General features: G+C 70.5%; 13 protein-coding genes. 8 read left to right on the forward strand and 5 right to left on the reverse strand.

Annotated elements, in window-relative coordinates; translation table 11 throughout:
• Positions 1-200: 200 nt before the first annotated feature.
• The 4 genes from YU1_RS0116160 (at position 201) to YU1_RS0116175 (ending at position 4598) form a co-directional block, all read left to right on the forward strand.
• Positions 201-527, forward strand: coding sequence for a glycine zipper domain-containing protein (locus tag YU1_RS0116160; RefSeq protein ID WP_035715577.1), 327 nt, complete (start codon positions 201-203; stop codon positions 525-527).
• Positions 528-663: 136 nt separating this feature from the next.
• Positions 664-1599, forward strand: coding sequence for an ArgK/MeaB family GTPase (locus YU1_RS0116165; RefSeq protein WP_245263355.1), 936 nt, complete (start codon positions 664-666; stop codon positions 1597-1599).
• A 118-nt stretch (positions 1600-1717) separates the two neighbouring features.
• Positions 1718-3067 carry a cell wall hydrolase gene (locus tag YU1_RS34025; RefSeq protein ID WP_245263356.1) on the forward strand — a complete coding sequence of 450 codons (1350 nt, stop codon included), beginning with the start codon at positions 1718-1720 and terminating at the stop codon, positions 3065-3067.
• Between the two features lie 199 nt (positions 3068-3266).
• Positions 3267-4598: an MFS transporter gene (locus tag YU1_RS0116175; protein ID WP_029004958.1), complete on the forward strand. Its 1332-nt coding sequence runs from the start codon at positions 3267-3269 to the stop codon at positions 4596-4598.
• Positions 4599-4758: 160 nt separating this feature from the next.
• Here the strand turns inward: YU1_RS0116175 and YU1_RS0116180 are convergent, their stop codons facing one another.
• Entirely contained in the window at positions 4759-7038 is a 2280-nt protein-coding gene (locus tag YU1_RS0116180; protein ID WP_425339160.1) for an NADP-dependent malic enzyme, read from the reverse strand.
• A gap of 169 nt (positions 7039-7207) precedes the next feature.
• Between YU1_RS0116180 and YU1_RS0116185 the strand changes: the two genes are divergently transcribed.
• Positions 7208-9202, forward strand: coding sequence for a hypothetical protein (locus tag YU1_RS0116185; protein ID WP_029004960.1), 1995 nt, complete (start codon positions 7208-7210; stop codon positions 9200-9202).
• A gap of 12 nt (positions 9203-9214) precedes the next feature.
• On the opposite strand, the gene YU1_RS0116190 is transcribed toward YU1_RS0116185, so the two are convergent.
• Entirely contained in the window at positions 9215-11188 is a 1974-nt protein-coding gene (locus YU1_RS0116190; protein WP_156922198.1) for an FUSC family protein, read from the reverse strand.
• Between the two features lie 176 nt (positions 11189-11364).
• Here YU1_RS0116190 and YU1_RS0116195 point away from each other — a divergent pair, with 176 nt between their 5' ends.
• Positions 11365-12450: an acyltransferase family protein gene (locus YU1_RS0116195; protein ID WP_198018954.1), complete on the forward strand. Its 1086-nt coding sequence runs from the start codon at positions 11365-11367 to the stop codon at positions 12448-12450.
• A gap of 237 nt (positions 12451-12687) precedes the next feature.
• On the opposite strand, the gene aspS is transcribed toward YU1_RS0116195, so the two are convergent.
• A complete protein-coding gene (gene aspS, locus YU1_RS0116200; RefSeq protein WP_029004963.1) occupies positions 12688-14460 on the reverse strand; it encodes an aspartate--tRNA ligase in 1773 nt (590 codons plus the stop codon).
• Between the two features lie 305 nt (positions 14461-14765).
• On the opposite strand from aspS, the gene YU1_RS32090 reads away from it, so the two are divergent.
• Together YU1_RS32090 and rnd are read left to right on the forward strand one after the other, a co-directional pair.
• Positions 14766-16967 (forward strand): bifunctional diguanylate cyclase/phosphodiesterase, encoded by a 2202-nt coding sequence (locus tag YU1_RS32090; protein ID WP_051356941.1) that lies wholly within the window; start codon positions 14766-14768, stop codon positions 16965-16967.
• 56 nt (positions 16968-17023) lie between these two features.
• A complete protein-coding gene (rnd, locus tag YU1_RS0116210; RefSeq protein ID WP_029004964.1) occupies positions 17024-18175 on the forward strand; it encodes a ribonuclease D in 1152 nt (383 codons plus the stop codon).
• Between the two features lie 114 nt (positions 18176-18289).
• Here rnd and YU1_RS0116215 read toward each other — a convergent pair whose 3' ends face one another.
• Both YU1_RS0116215 and YU1_RS0116225 read right to left on the reverse strand, forming a co-directional pair.
• Positions 18290-18829 carry a hypothetical protein gene (locus YU1_RS0116215; protein ID WP_029004965.1) on the reverse strand — a complete coding sequence of 180 codons (540 nt, stop codon included), beginning with the start codon at positions 18827-18829 and terminating at the stop codon, positions 18290-18292.
• 222 nt (positions 18830-19051) lie between these two features.
• A complete protein-coding gene (locus YU1_RS0116225) occupies positions 19052-19480 on the reverse strand; it encodes a Rieske (2Fe-2S) protein (RefSeq protein ID WP_029004966.1) in 429 nt (142 codons plus the stop codon).
• Positions 19481-19505 lie beyond the last annotated feature (25 nt).

Raw genomic sequence — 19505 nt, forward strand, 5'->3', positions numbered from 1 at the left:
GCGCCTTCCGCAGGCGGCCCGGAGGCGGTGGGAGAGCTGCGCCGGCCCGGTTGATACAACCTCGGCATACCGCCGAAGCGTGTAAATAGTACCTGCTACGCGCTGAAAGCATGGCTATGCTCATCTGCCGTTCATGTTCGTTTTGTTAGATCGAACGAGGAATTGAGTGCCGTCGGCGGCTGCCGGCGTGGAGGGTCTGGATGCGTAAGCGTGTCCTCTGGGTAGCGGTTCCGGCCTTGGCGTTGGGCGTTTTCGCGGCGATGGGCGCCGCGCGGGCGCAGAACAACGCGGTGCCCGGCGCGGTCATCGGCGGGGTCACGGGCGCGCTGATCGGCGGCGCGGTGACCGGCAGGGCCGGAGGGGCTGCGGCCGGTGCGGTGATCGGCGGCGCCACCGGCGCGGTGATCGGGTCGCAGACCGGGCGGCGGCAGCAGCCGCCGGCCTATTATTTCTGGAGCGGCGGGCGTTGCTTCTACCGCTATCCGAACGGTCAGGTGGTGCGTGTGTCGCGCGGGTACTGCCAGTGAGCTATTGATCGGGTTCGTTCCCCCGCACGGTTCCGATCAGTGGAAAGGCGTCGGCTCAGGCCGACGCCTTTTTCTTTGCCCGACGCCCGCCGCCGCGCGCCCTTCTCTTTCGCCGGTGCTGCTCTAGATTGGCGCCATGATGCGCGCGCGCCCTCCCCTTCCCTCCCTCGCGGACCTGCGCGCCGGCGGCAAGCGCCCGGTCGCCGCCGCCCTCGCCGCGGTGGAGACCGCGCGCGGCAGCCCGGCCCTGGTGGCCCTGCTGGACGAGGCGGCGGCCAATGCCCGCGCCCAGGTGCTCGGCCTCACCGGGCCGCCCGGCGTGGGCAAGTCCACCCTCACCAACGTGCTGGTGCAGCGCGCCCGCGCCGAAGGGCGCACGGTGGCCGTCCTGGCGGTGGACCCGTCCTCCCGGCGCACCGGCGGCGCCCTGCTCGGCGACCGCGCGCGCATCCAGACCGACCCGGAGGACCGTGGCGTCTTCGTGCGCTCCATGGCCGCGCGCGACCGGCTGGGCGGGCTGTCCGACGACGCGGTCGCCGCCGCCGTCATCCTGCGCGCGGTCTATGACCTGGTGATCGTGGAGACGGTGGGCGTCGGCCAGTCCGAGGCGGACATCGACCTCATCGCCGACACCGTGGTGCTGTGCATCCAGCCGGCCTCCGGCGACAGCCTGCAATTCATGAAGGCGGGCGTCATGGAACTGCCCGACGTCATCGTGGTGACCAAGGCGGACATGGCGGAGATGTCGCGCCGTGCCGCCGCCGACGTGAGCGGCGCGCTGGCGCTGGGCGGTGCCGAGGGGCAGTGGCGCGTGCCGGTGATTCGCCTCTCCGCCGCCACCGGCGAGGGCATGGCGGACTTCGCCGAGGCCATCGCCGCCCACGCCGTGCACCTCCGGGATCACGCCCGCCTTGCCGCCCGGCGCGCCGCCCAGGAGACGCGCTGGGTGGAGGAGGCGGTGAAGGTGCGGTTCGGCACCGAGGGCCTGAAGCGCGCCCGCGCCATGAGCCTCGCGGCGCCCGGACCGTTCACCCGCGAGGCCGCCGTCGCCGCCCGTTTAACCAGCGGGTAAGGTTGATAAATCATTCTTCCCCCGTGGCCGGCGCAGCGTCGGCCGCGCGGGTGCGTTTCCGTCCGTCCGGTCTGTCCGGCCGGCCCGTGGACCCCGCAGGACCAAGCGGGGCAGGCAGATGGCGGGACGGGGGACGGGCTCCAGGCGGGGCTCCAGGCGGGCGAAGGCGCTGGCGGGCATCGCGCTGACCGGCGCGGCGCAGGCCCTCGCGGCGCTCGCCGTGTCCTCCATGGTCGCATCCCCGCTCGCCGCCCAGTCGCTGCCCTCCGATGCCATGCTCTCGCGCACCTTCGCCGAGCGCGGACCGAACATGCTGCTCGGCGCGCCGCTGAAGGCGCTGAAGGTGGCGACCCTCGACCTGCCGCCGGCGCTGGGCTCCGGCCTCGGCTTTACCCTGCCGGAACCGCCCGCCGTGCCGCCGCCCGGCGAGGACAGCTATTCCTATCCCCCGGCGCTGGTGCTCGCAGCGCCCGAGCCGGCGGTGGCCGCCGCCCCGCCTGCGGACGATCCGGCCGGCCGGGCGGAAGCGGAGGCCGAAGCCGAGACGCCGACCGTGTTCGGCCCCACGCCGCCGGCGCGCAACGTCTATCTGGAGCTTGCCCTCGACAGCCTGCTGTCGCTGCCCAATATCGACGACGAGGCGGTGGCGAGCGACGACGAGGGGCAAGGCCTGTTCGGCCCCGACATCAGCGGCGCGGACGTGGACCCGAGCGTGGCGGCGCGGCGCGCCGCCGACGCCGGCGGCATCGGCAGCGACGCCGTCTTCCCGATGCTGCCCGACGACCAGGGCTGGGCCGATCTCGGTTCCGACCCGGAAGCGGACGGCGACGGCGCGCCGCTCTACCGCGACCCCACCGTGGTCTTTGGTACCGATCCCAACACCTTCCCCGCCCAGGCGTTCGAGCACGCGACGGACGGCCTGCCCACGCGCCTCGTGCCGGTGCCGGTCTCCGCGCCCACCGACCGCGCCCGCGACGCCGCCCTGCTGGGGGGCGGCACGCTCCAGGGCGGGCTCGCCGGCCCCACCTTCGCCGAGCGGCTGGGGCTTGAGGGCCCGGCCCGCGCCCGGGCGGAGAAGTGCCTGGCGGAGGCGATCTATTTCGAGAGCCGCGGCGAACCCAAGCGGGGCCAGATCGCGGTGGCCCAGGTGGTCATCAACCGGGTGTTCTCCGGCTACTATCCCAACGACGTGTGCAAGACCGTCTACCAGAACGCCCACCGGCACCTGGCCTGCCAGTTCACCTTCGCCTGCGACGACGTGAAGGACGTGGTGCGCGAGCCGGACATGTGGGTGCAGGCCAAGCAGATCTCCGCCGACATGCTGGACGGCAAGCTGTGGCTGGACAGCGTGGGCCGCGCCACCCACTACCATGCCTATTGGGTCCACCCCTCCTGGGTGCGCGAGATGCGCAAGCTGGACCGGATCGGCGTGCACACCTTCTACCGGCCGAAACGCTGGAACGGCTGAGGCCGCCTCCGCCGTCGGACCGGGATAAACAACCAGCGTCTCAGTCTTTAGCCGTACTTTTCTCAGCGGTGAGGAAGGTATAGACCCGGCACACCGGACGGCGTGCTGGGGCTTAAGCTATTTGCGCGATCCGTCTCCCGTAAAACTCGGGCCGCTTCAGGCTGAGCTTGAGCAGACGACGGAGTGCCAAGTGGACAATATGGTGCATCCTGCAACCCAGGGTAAGGACAGCCTGCACGACAAAGCTCGGCGGATCAAAGCGATCCTGATCGGCTCCGCGGGAAATCTGGTTGAGTGGTACGACTTCTACGCCTATTCCGCCTTCGCGCTCTATTTTTCCAAGTCCTTCTTTCCCAATGAGGACCCCGTCGCCGAACTGCTGGCGACCGCGAGTATCTTCGCCCTGGGCTTCTTCATGCGCCCCATCGGCGGCTGGCTGTTCGGCTATATCGGCGACAATCTCGGCCGCCGCCGCGCCCTGATGCTGTCCGTGCTGCTCATGTGCTTCGGCTCGCTGATCATCGCGCTCACCCCCACCTACGCCACCATCGGCGTGTTCGCCCCGGTCATGCTGCTGGTGGCCCGCCTGCTCCAGGGCCTGAGCCTGGGCGGCGAATACGGGTCGAGCGCCACCTATCTCTCGGAGATGGCCACCTCCAGCGAGCGCGGCTTCTACTCCTCCTTCCAGTACGTCACCCTGATCGGTGGCCAGCTCACCGCCCTGGTGGTGCTGCTGGTGCTCCAGAACCTGCTGCTCACCGGCGAGGAACTGCGGGCCTGGGGCTGGCGCATCCCGTTCTTCATCGGCGCGGGCCTCGCCCTGTTCACCCTGGTGATGCGGCGCAACCTCCAGGAGACCGAGGCGTTCGAGAAGGCCAAGCAGAAGAAGACCTCGCGCACCGGCACGCTGCGCGGCCTGATGCAGCATCCGCGCGAGGTGGCCATCGTGTTCGGCCTCACCGCCGGCGGCACGCTCGCCTTCTATGTCTACACCACCTACATGCAGAAGTTCCTGAAGCTCTCGGCGGGCCTCACCGACGCGCAGACCACCTGGGTCAGCGCCGGCACGCTGATCTTCGCCATGTGCCTCCAGCCCATCTACGGCGCCCTGTCGGACCGCGTCGGCCGCCGGCCGCTGCTGATCGGCTTCGGCGTGCTGGGCACGCTGTGCACCGTGCCCCTGCTGACCGCCATCCAGCATGCCAGCGGCCCGTGGATGGCCTTCCTGCTGATCGCCGGCGCGTGGCTCATCGTGTCGGGCTACACCTCGATCAACGCCGTGGTGAAGGCGGAGCTGTTCCCCGCCGCCATCCGCGCCTCCGGCGTCGGCCTGCCCTATGCGGTGGCGGTCTCGCTGTTCGGCGGCACGGCGGAATACATCGCCCTGTGGTTCAAGAGCATCGGCCATGAAAGCTGGTTCTACTGGTACGCCACGGGCGTGATCGCCTGCTCGCTGCTGGTGTACCTGTTCATGCCGGACACCAAGCACGCCTCGCGCATCGACGCCGAGGCCAAGGCGCACCAGAACTGAGGCGCACTGGGCTGAAGCGACACGGCCCGGACCTTCCGCAGGTCCGGGCCGCGTCTCGGCCCATGCCGGCATCGCCGTCAAGGCTGCCACAAAAGCAAAAAGGCCCGGCATTGCCGGGCCTTTTCCTTTGGGATGCAGCCGGCCCCGGAGGGCCGGAGGATCACAGTTCGCTCTGGGCTTCCACCACCGCCACGGCGGTCATGTTGACGATGCCGCGCGCCGTCACGGTGGGGCCGAGGATGTGGGCGGGCTTGGCCGTGCCCATCAGGATCGGGCCGACCGGCAGCGCGTCGCCAAGCACCTTGATCATGTTGTAGGCGATGTCCGCCGCGTCGAGGTCGGGCATCACCAGCACGTTGGCGACGCCGGCGAGCCGCGAATGCGGGTAGATGCGCTCGCGGATGTCCGGCAGCAGCGCGGCTTCCGCCTGCATCTCGCCGTCCACCTCAAGGTCGGGCGCCCGCTCCATGAGGATTTCGAGCGCGGCCCGCATGCGGCGGGCGCAGGCGGTTTCGTTGCTGCCGAAATTGGAGTGCGACAGCAGCGCCACGTGCGGCTCGATGCCGAAGCGGCGCACATGGGCGGCGGCGAGGATGGTCATCTCCGCCAGGTCCGACGGGGTGGGCTCGGTCTGCACCTGCGTGTCGCAGATGAAGAAGTTGCCCTTCGGCGTGATGAGCAGCGACAGCGCCGCCAGCTCGCGCACGCCCGGCGCGAGGCCGACGATGTCGCGCACATGGCGCAGGTGGCGCGAGAAGCGCCCCTCGATGCCGCACAGCATGGCGTCCGCCTCGCCCTTGCGGACGGCCAGCGCCGAGATGACGGTGGAGGAGGTGCGCACCAGCGTGCGGGCGGCGTCCGGCGTGACGCCGCGGCGGCCGGCGATCTCGATGTAGGAGCGCACGAAGTCGCGGTAGCGCGGATCGTCTTCCGGGTTGATGACGTCGAAGTCCTCGCCCGGCCGGATCGACAGGCCGAAGCGCTGGAGACGGGTCTCCAGCACGTTCGGGCGGGCCACCAGGATGGGACGGGCGATGCCCTCCTCCACCACCGCCTGGGCGGCGCGCAGCACGCGCTCGTCCTCGCCCTCGGCATAGATCACGCGCTTCTTGTCCTGCTTCGCGCGGGCGAACAGGGGACGCATGATGAAGCCGGAGCGGAAGACGAAATAGTCGAGCTTCTCGTTATAGGCCTCGAAATCGGCGATCGGCCGGGTGGCGACGCCGGTGTCCATGGCGGCCTTCGCCACGGCCGGGGCGATGCGCAGGATGAGGCGCGGGTCGAACGGCGAGGGGATGATGCTGTCGGCACCGAAGGCGCGGGTCTCGCCGCCATAGGCGCGGGCCACCACGTCGGAGGGCGTCTCGCGGGCGAGCGCGGCGATGGCTTCCACCGCCGCCATCTTCATTTCCGCATTGATGTCGGTGGCGCCGACATCAAGCGCGCCGCGGAAGATGTAGGGGAAGCACAGGACGTTGTTGACCTGGTTCGGGAAGTCCGACCGGCCGGTGCAGATCATCGCGTCCGGGCGCGCCTCACGGGCGTCCTCCGGCATGATCTCAGGATTGGGGTTGGCCAGCGCCAGGATCAGCGGGCGGTCGGCCATGCGCTTGACCATGTCCTTGGTCAGCACGCCGCCGGCGGACAGGCCGAGGAAGATGTGCGCGCCGTCGATCACCTCGCCCAGGGTGCGGGCGTCGGTCTTCTGGGCATAGATGGACTTGTAGGGGTCCATCAGGGTCTCGCGGCCCTCATAGACCACGCCCTCGATGTCGCAGACCCAGATGTTCTCGCGCTTGGCGCCGAGCGTCACCAGCAGGTTGAGGCAGGCGAGCGCGGCCGCGCCCGCGCCCGAGGCGACGATCTTCAGGTCCTCGATCTTGCGGTTGCCGATCTCCAGCGCGTTGCGCACGGCGGCCGCGACGATGATCGCCGTGCCGTGCTGGTCGTCATGGAACACCGGGATCTTCATGCGCTCGCGCAGGCGGCGCTCCACCTCGAAACACTCGGGGGCCTTGATGTCCTCAAGGTTGACGCCGCCGAACGTGGGCTCCAGCGCGGCCACGGTCTCGACCAGATGGTCGATCTCGGTGGCGGCGAGCTCGATGTCGAACACGTCGATGCCGGCGAACTTCTTGAACAGGACCGCCTTGCCTTCCATCACCGGCTTGGAGGCCAGGGGGCCGATGTTGCCGAGGCCGAGGACGGCGGTGCCGTTGGTCACCACCGCCACCAGATTGGCGCGGATGGTCAGTTCGGCGGCCTGGAGCGGGTCGGCCTTGATGGCCTCGCAGGCCGCGGCGACACCGGGGGAATAGGCGAGCGCGAGGTCGCGCTGGTTACCGAGGGGCTTGGTGGCCTGGATTTCCAGTTTCCCCGGCGTCGGGAAGCGGTGATAGACAAGCGCGCCGGATTTCAGATCCTCGGATATATTCGACATGTTTGACGCCATGTCCTCCCCCAAGCCTCTCTTGCTGCAACCGACTGCTGTTCGGGCCGGCAACCTATCCCCCACGGACGGGGATGTCACGGCCTGGGCTGGTGTTTTCGCGGCGAACGTGGCCAGGGTGGTCGCATAAAGGTGCACCGTGCGCGTGGAGGCAGCACTCATGAAGAAGGTCGTCGTCGCAGTTGTGGTGCTGGCGGTCGTCGGGATCGGCGGCTACTTCGGCTTCACCCGCTACGTCCAGGTCCGCGCCAAGGGCGACGTGGAGGCGGTGTTCGCCACCCTGCGCCAGCAGGGCGCGGAGGCCCGCTACCAGGATGTCTCGTTCGACCTGTCCGGCCGCGTGCTGACGGTGACCGGCATCGACGTCAGCGCGCCCGGCGCCGGCCAGTTCAAGGCCGACCGGCTGGTGGCGCGCGGCATCACCTCGCCGTCCGGCGGCGCCATCCAGGCCAGCGCCGTCGAGCTTGAGGGGCTGGTGCTCTCGGCCACCGGGCTGGTGGCGCCGGGCGTCACCGTCTCCTACGCCGTGCCCAAGGCGCGAATCGACAATTACCAGGGGCCGGACCGGCTGCTGCCGGTGGCGCCGGGCAACGGCAGCCATCCCTATCTGCGCGAGATGCTGGTGCGCTTCGCCGCCGTGCGCGCCGACAGCCTGACCGTGCCGCAGCTCACCGGCCGGATGCTCCCCGCGCCCGGCACGCCGGCGGACGGCGCCATCCAGCCGGTGGAACTGGCCTATGAGGGCTTCAAGGCGTCCGGCATCGCCGACGGCCGCGTCGCCGAGGTGACGCTGGACCGCGTGACCTTCACCACCAAGGTGGTCACCGACGGCAAGGCGGAGCCCGCCGGCGGCGAGATGGCCAACCTGCGCGCCTCCGGCATCGACACTGGCCCGGTGCGCGCGCTCACCGACGCCGAGCCCAGGGCGACCAGCCCGCTGCCGGTCTACGCCAGGATCACCGCCGGCCCCTACGTGCTGAAACCGGAGCCCGGCCACTCGGTGCGCGTGGGCACCATCGCCATCGACCGGGTGGCGATCAACCCGGTGGACCTCTCCTTCCGGCGGCTCGACGAGATGAGCGCGCTCGCCCAGCGCGGCACGCCGCTGAGCGCGGACGAGACCGCCCGGCTGCTGACCCTCACCGCCGACACGCTGGACGGCTTCGCGGTGGGCGCGGCGACGTTCGGCGACATGACGGTGACCGACAAGAACGGCACCGCCACGGTCGCCGCGCTGACCTTCCAGGGCTTCGCCAACGGCAAGCTGGACAGCCTGGAACTGACCGGGCTCGCCGGCACCACCAAGGACCTGAAGCCGGTCAGCATCAAGCGCGCCGCCATCCAGGGCTTCTCCTTCCACGACCTGCTGCGGATCTCCGCCGAGACGGCGAAGAACGACAACATGCCCAGCCTCGATACCGGCTTCGGCCTGTTCAAGGTGCTGTCCGGCCTGGAGCTGGAGGGCATCGTCGCGCCGCACGAGGAGGGCGGCGGCACGGTGAGCATTCAGGCCATGTCGCTGTCCTGGGGCGATTTCGCCGGTGCGCTGCCCACCCGCCTCGCCTTCAAGGCGGACAAGGTGAGCGGCCCGATCTCCGCCGAGGACGGCGAGCCGTTCAGCTATCTGGCGGCGGCCGGCCTCAAGCAGGCCAGCATCTCCATGCAGCTCAACCTCGCCTATGACCCGGCGGCGCGCACCCTCACGCTGTCGCCGGCCTCCACCGAGGTGGACCAGGCCTTCGCGCTGCGCGTCGAGGCGCGGCTCGACAACGTGCCCAAGACCGCGTTCGAGGACCCCGCCGGCGCCTTCCTGGCGCTGGGCGAGGCCACCGCCGGGCCGGTGACGCTCACCGTCACCAATCTCGGCCTGGCGCAGATCATGCTGAAGCAGCAGGCGGACCTTGCCGGCGTCGAGCCGGAAGACCTCAAGGCGGAGCTGATCTCCGGCGTCAAGACCGCCGCGCGCGATGCCGCGCAGGTGGTACCCGACGCCGCGGTGATCGGCGACGCGGTGGCCGCCTTCCTCCAGTCGCCGGGCACGCTGACCCTCACGCTGACGCCCCGCACGCCGATGCCCGTGCTGCAACTGGTGGGCCTCGACAACCCGCTGGAGGCGCTGATCGCCTTCAAGGTGACGGCGACCGCCGCGCCCTGAGCGGCGGGCAGCTCAGGCGGGCCGCGCCGGGAGCAGGCGCAGCGCCGCCTCCAGCGCCGCGAGGCCGGCGGCAAGCCCGTCCTCGTCCACCATGTCCTGCGCCTGCGCCGCGCGCAGGTGATGTTCGGCCGCCGCGAGATGCCCGGCAAGGTCCGCCGGCACGGCGGCGGCGGGCACCGTCGCCGACAGGCGGGCCAATTGGCGCGTCCAGTGCAGGCAGGCGGCGAGCTGGCGCGGCAGGAGGTCGGGCTGCGCGCCGACCACGAAGCGCCGCGCCGCCTCCAGCGGCACCAGCGCCGCCACCGCCTCGCGGAAGCCGCGATCCACCCGCCGCATCGCGGCGGTGGGATCTGGGGCGGGATCTGCGGTGGGATATTGGGCGGGATCGGCGAGATCGGCCGGCCCGGCGAAGCGCGCCCGGGCGAGGCCGACCACGTCGGCGAGGCCGCCGAGCACGGCCCGCACCCGGCCGGCCAGCAGCGGGCGCGTCGGCACCGGGAAGATGGCGAGGGCGCAGAGCATGGCGATGAGGCAGCCGGCCAGCACCTCGGCGAGGCGGATCTCCAGCAGTTCCGACATGGTGGCGCCGAGCGCGCCGTAGACGAGGCCCACCAGCAAGGTGACGAAGAAGATCGCCCGCGCGTAGGCGTGCAGGATGAAGAAGGCCCAGCCGAACACGCAGGCCAGCATCAGCGCCACTTCCAGCACCGGATGCCCGCGCAGCAGATAGGTGGCGCCGGCCCCGACGACGACGCCGGCCACGGTGCCGAGAATGCGCTGGGCGCTGCGGTGGATCATCTCCGCCCGCGAGCGCATGCCCAGCAGCACCAGGAACACCGAGAACACCGCCCAGAACCAGCGCTCGGGCGAGATGGCGAGCCCGGCGGACAAAGCGAGCGCGCCCGCCACCAGCACGCGGGCGGCGGCCTGCCAGGCGAGCGCGGCAGGGGCCGCCGGGCCGGCGCGGCGCGGCGGCGCCGGGCGCCGCTCGATCCCGGCGAGGTCCAGCATGCGGCGGGCGGCACGGTCCACCTCGCGCACCGCGCGGCGCAGCGGACCGGCGGGCGCGGCGCCGGGGCACGGCGCGGCGGGGGTGCCCTCCTCCAGCCGCCGGGCGCAGGCCAGCAGCAGCCGGCCGGCCTCGCGCGGCGGCGCCGCGACCACCAGCCGGCCCACCGCCAGCTCGAAATCCAGCACCGCGCCGGCGAGGCCCTCGTCCGGGGCGTCGCCGCGCTCGCCCGCCTCCGGTGCCTCGGTCAGCGCGAGATGGTCCTCGATGGTCAAGGCGGCGTCGGTGAGCCGGGCGAGCGCCGGACCGGCGGGCCGCCCTTCCGCCGCCGCCCGCAACGCGCGGGCGCCCCGGCAGGCCAGGGCCGCCGCCGCGCCGCGCAACACGGTGGCGGCGGAGAGCGGCATCAGCACGCGGCAGGCCACGACCACGATGGCCAGCGCCGGCGGCACCGCCGCCAGCGCCGCCGCGAGATCGCCGGCCGCCGGGTGCAGATAGAGCCCGACATAATAAAGGACGCCCGACACCATGCCCGCCGCCGTGGCCACCGGGCCGAGCGGGTGGACCAGCACGCCGAGCGCCAGCACCAGCACGAACACCGCTTCCACCACGGCCGGCAGCGGGGCCAGCAGCGTGCCCGCGCCGTAGGCGGCGAGCGCGCAGCCCACCACCACGGCGAGCGCGCGGGCATAGTCCCGCGCCGCCCCCTGCCGCACCAGCACCGGCAGGGTCATGGCGAAGACCAGGGCCGGCGCCCCGGCGGTGATGGGATGGCCGGCGAGGACGAGGGCGGGCAGGACCACGCCGCCCGTCACCGTCAGGGCCACGAGCGCGCGGCACGCGGTGAGAAGGCGCACCAGCCCCGGATCGACCGACTGGAGCGCCGCCATCGCCCGGCGCGCGGCGCCGCGCCACACCGCCCCGCGCCAGAGGGGGGCGGTGTGGCGGAAGGACAGAGCGGACAGCGCTGGCGGCACGGGCAGGCCCCGATATAGGTAAGTAATATTGACCAATCTACCGCAGGCCGGGGCGGGCGGCAACACCCATGTTGCAGCGCAAAACGTGCCGGGCGGGCGGAGGGGGCCGGTTGCATCGCCGGACGAAGCCGTCCTATAGGGCGCGCGGGACTAACGGGCGGGGCATGGCCGGGCACATGGGCGCGATGACGGAGGGGACCGGCACCGGCCTGCCGCGACATGAGCCGGGCCTCGACGGCATCCGTGCCGTGGCGATCCTCGCCATCGTCATCTATCACGCCTGCCCCGACGCCCTGCCCGGCGGCTGGGCGGGGGTGGACGCCTTCTTCGTGCTCAGCGGCTATCTCATCACCCGCCTGCTGGCGCGGGAGATGGTTGAGACCGGCCGCCTGCATTTCGGCCTGTTCTACGCCCGGCGGGCGCTGCGGCTCATGCCCGCCTTCGGCCTGCTGCTGCTGTTCGCGCTGGCCCGCGCCGCCCTGGCGCCGAGCGAGGCCGCCGGCCAGCTCCAGTTCCAGGGCATCGGCATGGCCGTGACCTATCTGATGAACTGGAACCGCGCGTTCGGCTGGGTCAACCAGGGCATCCTCGGCCACACTTGGTCGCTGTCCATGGAGGAGCAGTTCTATCTGCTCTGGCCAGTCTGCTTCCTCGCGCTGTGGCGGCGGCGGCCGGTGGCCTGGCTCGCCGGGGCCACCGGCCTCATCATCGCCTGGCGGTGCGCCCTGGCGCTTGGCGGGGCGGACGCGGAGCGCACCTATAACGGCTTCGACACCCATGCCGACGCGCTGGCCATCGGCTGCATCCTCGCCCTCGTTCCGCTCGGCGCACCGGCGCGGCTGGGACTGACGCGGGCCGCGCCGCTCGCCGTGGCGGCGCTGGCCGTGATCCTGCTGGCGATGCCGTTCCGCTCCCTGTGGACCCAGACCTGGGGCCTGACCGCCGCCGCGCTGGCCAGCGCCTGGCTGATCGTCGCCGCGCAGCAGGACGGCTGGCTGAAGCGGGTGCTGTCATCGCCGCTCGCCGTCTATACCGGCCGCATCTCCTACGGCTGGTATCTCTGGCACTATCCGTTCCTGCTGATCGGCATCTGGAGCATCCCGGACATTTCGGCGGCGCAGCGCCTGGCGCTGGTCTTCGCCGGCTATCCGGTGGCCATGCTGTCCTATCATTGCGTCGAGCGGCCCTGCCTCAGGCTCAAGGACCGCCTCCGCCCGAAGGCGCGCCCCGAGCCGGAGCCCGCCGGCCTCACCGCCGCCTGACGCCGGGCGCGGGCGCGGCGGGGCGAAAAGGGCGCAGCGTCACCATCCATCGCAGGCGAGACCCCTCCCCCGCTTGCGGGGACAGGGTGGGGGCCGAAGCGCAGCTTCGGCATTGCCTCACAATGCCCGCCGTGTCAGGCGGGACGCGAATAGCGCACCCCCGCCGCTGGCGCGGCGCCCCCACCCCGGCCCTCCCCCACTGCGTGGGAGAGGGAGTGAGGGCACGGGCCGTCGGCCTCACTTCGCCGGCAGGACCGGGCGGATGTGCAGTTCCTTGAGCTGCTTCGGGGTCGCTTCCGCAGGCGCGCTCATCAGCAGGTCGAGGGCCTGCTGATTCATCGGGAACAGCGAGATCTCGCGCAGGTTCGAGACGCCGCACAGCAGCATCACGATGCGGTCGATGCCCGCCGCCATGCCGCCATGGGGCGGGGCGCCGTACTGGAAGGCGCGGTACATGCCGCCGAAGCGCTCCTGAACGGTCGCCTCGTCATAGCCGGCCAGCTCGAACGCCTTCACCATCGCCTCGGGGCGGTGGTTGCGGATGCCGCCGGAGGCGATCTCGTAGCCGTTACAGGCGATGTCGTACTGGAACGCCTTGATGGTGAGCGGGTCCTGCCCGTTCAGCGCCTCAAGCCCGCCCTGCGGCATGGAGAAGGGGTTGTGGGAGAAGTCGATCTTCTTCTCCTCGTCCGACCATTCGTAGAACGGGAAGTCGACGATCCAGGCCAGCTCGAACCGCTCGGTATCGATGAGGTTCAGCTCCTCGCCCACCTTGGTGCGGGCAAGGCCGGCGAACTTGTAGAACTTGGACGGATCGCCAGCGACGAAGAAAGCGGCATCGCCTTCCTTCAGGCCGAGCGCCTCGCGGATCGCCGCCGTGCGCTCCGGGCCGATGTTGTTGGCGAGCGGCCCTGCACCCTCCCCGCCCTCGCGCCACATGATGTAGCCGAGGCCCGGCTGGCCCTCGCCCTGCGCCCAGCTGTTCATGCGGTCGCAGAACGCGCGCGAGCCGCCGGTCGGGGCGGGGATGGCCCACACCTCGTTCTTCGGGTCTTCGAGCATGCGCGCGAACACCTTGAAGTTCGAGCCACGGAAATGCTCGGAGACGTCCTGCATCACCAGCGGGTTGCGCAGGTCCGGCTTGTCGGAGCCATACTTGCGCAGCGCCTCCGCATAGGGGATGCGCGGCCACTCCTGGGTGACAGGCTTGCCGTTGCCGAACTCCTCGAACACGCCGCGGATCACCGGCTCCACCGCCGCGAACACGTCCTCCTGGGTGACGAAGCTCATCTCCAGGTCGAGCTGGTAGAACTCGCCCGGCAGGCGGTCGGCGCGCGGATCCTCGTCGCGGAAGCAGGGGGCGATCTGGTAGTAGCGGTCGAAGCCGCTCATCATGATCAGCTGCTTGTACTGCTGGGGCGCCTGCGGCAGCGCGTAAAACTTGCCGGGATGGATGCGCGAGGGCACCAGGAAGTCGCGCGCGCCTTCCGGCGAGGAGGCGGTCAGGATCGGCGTCTGGAACTCGAAGAAGCCCTGCCCCTTCATGCGGGTGCGCAGGCTGTCGATGATCCGGCCGCGGGTCATGATGTTGTTGTGGATGCGCTCGCGGCGCAGGTCCAGGAAGCGGTAGCGCAGGCGGATGTCTTCCGGATAGTCCTGGTCGCCGAACACCGGCAGCGGCAGCTCGGCGGCAGGGCCGAGCACTTCCAGGTCGACGGCGTAGATCTCCACCTTCCCCGTGGGAAGGTCGGCATTCTCGGTGCCCTCGGGGCGCAGGCGCACGCGGCCGTCCACCCGGATCACCCATTCGGCGCGCACCTTCTCGGCGGCGGCGAAGGCGGCGCTGTCGGGATCGAACACCACCTGGGTGAGGCCGTAATGGTCGCGCAGATCCACGAACAGCACGCCGCCATGGTCGCGGATACGGTGGCACCAGCCCGACAGGCGGACGGTGTCGCCAACCTGGGCATCGGTGAGCGCGCCGCAGGTGTGAGTGCGGTAGCGGTGCATGGCGGGCCTTTCGGACAACACGGTAAATACGGACGCCCGGAACCGCCGCAAAGGCTTGTGCCGGGCCGCCGGGAAGGTGCATGTGCACCCGGGCTTGTCAAGGGATCGGCACGGGGACAACCGCCGGCACGGGCTTGGCGCAACGCATCATCCGTGTATCCTGCGCCTCAGGACATTGTGATCGAGGGCGGCGGATGGACCTTCGGTCGGTCGGGAGGACGGACATCCCCGAGGACCGAACCAGCCGTCACGGTCCACGCGCGGGAACCCTCCTGGCACTTCTGGGGACGGTCCTGGCGGCCGTCGTGGTCATCGGCGCGCTACTGCTGACGCTGAGCCTGCGCACCCAGGCCTATTCCGACCGCCGCCGCGAACTGCAGAACCTCGCCCTCGCCCTCGCCGAGCAGAGCGACCGGGCGCTGCAATCGCTGCAACTGGTGCAGACCAGCATCATCGAGCGCGTCACCACCGCGAACATCGACACGCCGGAGGCGCTCGGCGCGCTCATGTCCAGCTTCGAGATCCACGAGGCGCTGCGCGAGAAGATCAGCGGCCTGCCCTTCATCGACGCGGTCACCATCATCGACCAGAACGGCAAGCTGCTGAACTTTTCCCGCTTCTGGCCGGTGCCGACGGTCAACGTCTCGGACCGCGACTATTACCTCGGGCTGCGCGACAGCCGGGGGCAGAACGTGTTCGTCAGCCTCCCGGTGCCCAACCGCGGCACCGGCACCACCACCATCTATCTCGCCCGGCGTTTCAACACCCCGGCCGGCGCCTTCTTCGGCCTGGTGCTGGGGGCGATGGAGCAGAGCTATTTCGAGCAGTTCTACGGCACCATCAAGCTCGGCCGCGACGGCAACATCACCCTCTATCGCGACGACGGCGCCCAGCTCGCCGCCTACCCGCACAATCCCGCCGACGCCCAGCCCGCGCCGGCGGTGGCCGCGCGCATCGCCCGCGACCTGATCGCCCGGCAGCCGGAGGACGGCCTCGCCCCCGCCGGGCTGATCGACGAGCGGCCCCGGCTGGTGGCGGTGCAGCAGCTCGCCAACTATCCCCTGGTGGTGGCGGTGAGCGACACCACGGCGGCGATCGAGAAGCGGCTGCGCATCCAGACCCTGCCCATCGCCGCCGCCGCCGCGCTGATCTGCCTTGCCATCGCCGTGGCGGTGATCCTCGCCATCCGGCAGTTGCGCGAGCAGGCCCGGTTCGCCGCCGCCGCCCACCACGCGGCGCGCCACGACGACCTCACCGGCCTGCCCAACCGCCTGCTGTTCGGCGAGCGCCTCACCGCGCTGCTGGCGAGCCGGGCCGCCGCCCATCCGTTCGCCGTGCTGTTCCTCGACCTCGACTACTTCAAGAGCGTCAACGACACGCTCGGCCATGCGGTGGGCGACCAGCTGCTGCGCGCGGTGGCCGCCCGCCTTGCCGAGGAGGCCCATCCCAGCGAGGTGGTGGCGCGCATCGGCGGCGACGAGTTCGCCATCATCAACACCCATGCCGACCAGCCGGAAGCCGCGCTGGCGCTGGCCGAGCGTGTGATCGCCCGCATCAGCCGGCCGATCAGCGTGGAGGACCACCGGGTCATCGCCGGCGGCACCATCGGCATCGCCATGGCGCCCGCCGACGGCACCTCGGTCAACGAGCTGCTGAAGAATGCCGACCTCGCCCTTTACCGCGCCAAGGCCGAGGGGCGCGGGCAGGCGCGGCTGTTCCTGCGCGAGATGGAGCACACCGCCCTCGCCCGCCGGGCGCTGGAGCTGGACCTGCGGGAAGCCTGGGAGAACGGTCAGTTCTTCCTGGTGTTCCAGCCCTTCTTCCATGTGGAGACGCGCGCGCTGGCCGGCTTCGAGGCGCTGCTGCGCTGGCGCCACCCCACCCGCGGCATCGTCTCGCCCGCCACCTTCATCGGCTGCGCCGAGGAGACCGGCCTGATCCTGCCGCTGGGCGCCTGGGTGCTGTCGGAAGCCTGCCGCACCGCCGCCGAATGGCCGGAGGCGGTGCGCCTCGCGGTCAACCTCTCCCCGTTGCAGTTCCGCTCCGGCCACATGGCCGACCATATCCGCGACGCCCTGCGCGCCTCCGGCCTCGCCCCCCGGCGGCTGGAGCTGGAGCTGACCGAATCGACCCTGCTGATCGAGGGCACCACCGTGCGCGCCACGCTGGAGCAGGTCCGCGCCCAGGGCATCACCATCGCCCTGGACGACTTCGGCACCGGCTATTCCTCGCTCGGCTACCTGCGCACCTTGCCCATCGACCGAATCAAAATCGACCGCACCTTCATCTCCCGCATGTGCGAGGACCCCCATAGCCGGGCCATCGTCCACGCCGTCCTCCAGCTTTCCTCCGCCCTTGAGCTGGAAACCACGGCGGAGGGCATCGAGCAGGAGGAACAGGTGGAAGTCCTGCGCGCGGAAGGCTGCGGCTATGTTCAGGGCTTCCTGCTGGGCCGTCCCATGCGCGCCACCGAGGCGCGCGAGATGGCCCATCGCCTGACAAGTTGAGCTTCACATCATTCTGGCCCTTTCGCGGCAAGCGGCCCTTCAGTTATGTTTGCGCCATGGATCCGATCACCTCCACGGAGGCTCTCGCCGCAGCCTGCGAGCGCCTCGCCAGCCACGACTTCGTCACCGTCGATACCGAGTTCCTGCGTGAGACGACCTTCTGGCCGAAACTCTGCGTGGTTCAGGTCGCCAGCCCTGATGAAGCCATCATCATCGACGCCCTCGCCGAGGGTCTCGACCTCGCGCCCTTCTTCGCCTTGATGGCGAACGAGAAGGTCAAGAAGGTATTCCATGCCGGACGGCAGGACATCGAGATCGTCTGGCATCTGGCCGAGATCATCCCGCACCCGGTGTTCGACAGCCAGGTGGCAGCCATGGTGCTGGGCTATGGCGACAGCATCTCCTACGACCAGCTCGTGCAGCGCGTGACCGGCCACGCCATCGACAAGTCCTCGCGCTTCACCGACTGGTCGCGCCGTCCGCTGTCCCAGGCGCAGCTGACCTATGCCATCGCCGACGTGACCCACCTGCGCGACGTCTACGCCAAGCTGATGCAGGACCTGGAGGCGCGCGGCCGCGTCGACTGGATGGGCGAGGAGATGAACGTCCTCACCTCCCCCGCCACCTATCGGCAGGACCCCGAGACCGCCTATGAGCGGCTGAAATCCCGCGTGCGCAAGCCGCGCGAACTGGCCGTGCTGGCCGAGGTCGCCGCCTGGCGCGAGCGCGAGGCGCAGTCCCGCGACCTGCCGCGCGGCCGCATCATCAAGGATGAGGTGATCGGCGAGATCGCCATCCAGCAGCCGCAAACCCACGAGAGGCTGGCGGAGCTGCGCTCCCTGCCCAAGGGCTTCGAGCGCTCGCGCTATGGCGAAGCGGTGCTGGAGGCAGTGAAGAAGGGCGTGGCGCGCGATCCCAAGACCCTGCCCCGCATCGAGCGGGACAAGCCGCTGCCCAACGGCGCGGCGGCGACCGTCGAGCTGCTGAAGGTGCTGCTGCGCATGACCGCGGAGCAGCACGCGGTGGCGGCCAAGGTGATCGCCACCACAGACGACCTGGAGCGGATCGCGGTCAGCGACGACGCCCCCGTCCCGGCCCTGTCCGGCTGGCGGCGCGAACTGTTCGGCGAGCGCGCCCTGGCGCTGAAGGCGGGGCGGCTGGCGCTGGCGGTGGAGCACGGCAAGGTCATCGCGGTCGAGCGCTGGTAGGGCGCCGCGCCCACGGCACCACAGGCGGACCCGACGCACGGGGAGGCCGTTCCCCGCGCGCCGGCGGCGGCCCGCCGTCCGGCCGGAACCTGACGGCGGCCGCGACGGCCGCGATCAGGCCGCCTGCTTGATCTTCAATCCGTCCTCATAGGACAGATCCTTATAGTCGGACGGCGAGGAGTACTTCAGGCCCACGTCGGCGAGCGCATCCAGCTTGGCCGAGGTGTCGAACTTCTTCAGCTTGGTCTTGTCCACGTAGAAGGTGTCGATCAGCTCGTTATAGACCGAGGTCTCGTCGATATAGATCGCGAACACCTTGATGTCGCCGAAGCTGATGCAGAAGCGGTTGCCCTGCGGCAGGTCCGCCACATAGATGAAATAGTTCCCGGCGCCATCCAGCGCCGCGCCCAGCGTCTCGATCAGCTTGGGCAGGGTGGCATATTCCTTGATCGACCCGGCCAGGAAGCCGATGGCCGGCTTGCCGCTTTCGGCCACCGAGAACACCTCCTTCAGCACCGTCTCCGGGTCATCGTAGGAAATCTCGCCGCGATAGCCGAAGCGGCCGGCCACGTGGGTGTCGGCGCTCAGCAGCGGCTTCAGCAGTCGCCCCTCGGTGTCGAGCTTGGCGAAAGGCGTATCGGCAATGGCGGTCATGGGCGTGGTCTTTCAGGAGTGCGACACAGGCGTGCCGGGGGCATGGCCGTCGTTCGCATCGGCGGATCTCGGCCGGGCGACCCGCGACGTCGGGGTCTGAACGCCTCCGCCCACGCGCCGAAAGGCTGTGATATGAAGGTATTTCTATTTTTGGTTGCATTTACGGCATGACCGGCCGGCGCGCCGATCGCGGGCGCGCCGGCCGGCGGGGATCGCCCGTCGTCAGTCGCCGGTGATCATCACCTCGGGAAACGTGTCGGGCTCGTCGATGTCGAGCCCGTCCTCCTCGGCCAGCGCGATGTCGACCAGACAGACGTCGCCGTCGTCGATCACCAGCTTCACCGGCGTCAGGTCCTTGCCCTGGCAGGGGCCGATGAAGCAGTGGCCGGTGTCGAGGTCGAACTGGGCGTGATGCTTGCCGCAGGTGAGGAAGTTGCCCTCCTCGTCGAGGAATTCCCCCGGCACCGTGTCGAGGCGCGTGCCCTGGTGCGGGCACACATTCTCGAAGCCGAAAAAGGCATTGGACTTGCGGGTGACGATGATCGGCCAGGGCTTGGTTGCCCCGGTCTCGTCGAGCCGCGCCAGCACGAAGCCGCGCGCGCCGCCGTCGTCGACCTCGTAGGTGGAGCAGATGGCGAACAGTTCGGGCATGGGCCGCCTCCGACATGAGGACCGC

Source organism: Azorhizobium doebereinerae UFLA1-100 (assembly GCF_000473085.1).
GTDB classification, from domain to species: Bacteria; Pseudomonadota; Alphaproteobacteria; order Rhizobiales; family Xanthobacteraceae; genus Azorhizobium; species Azorhizobium doebereinerae.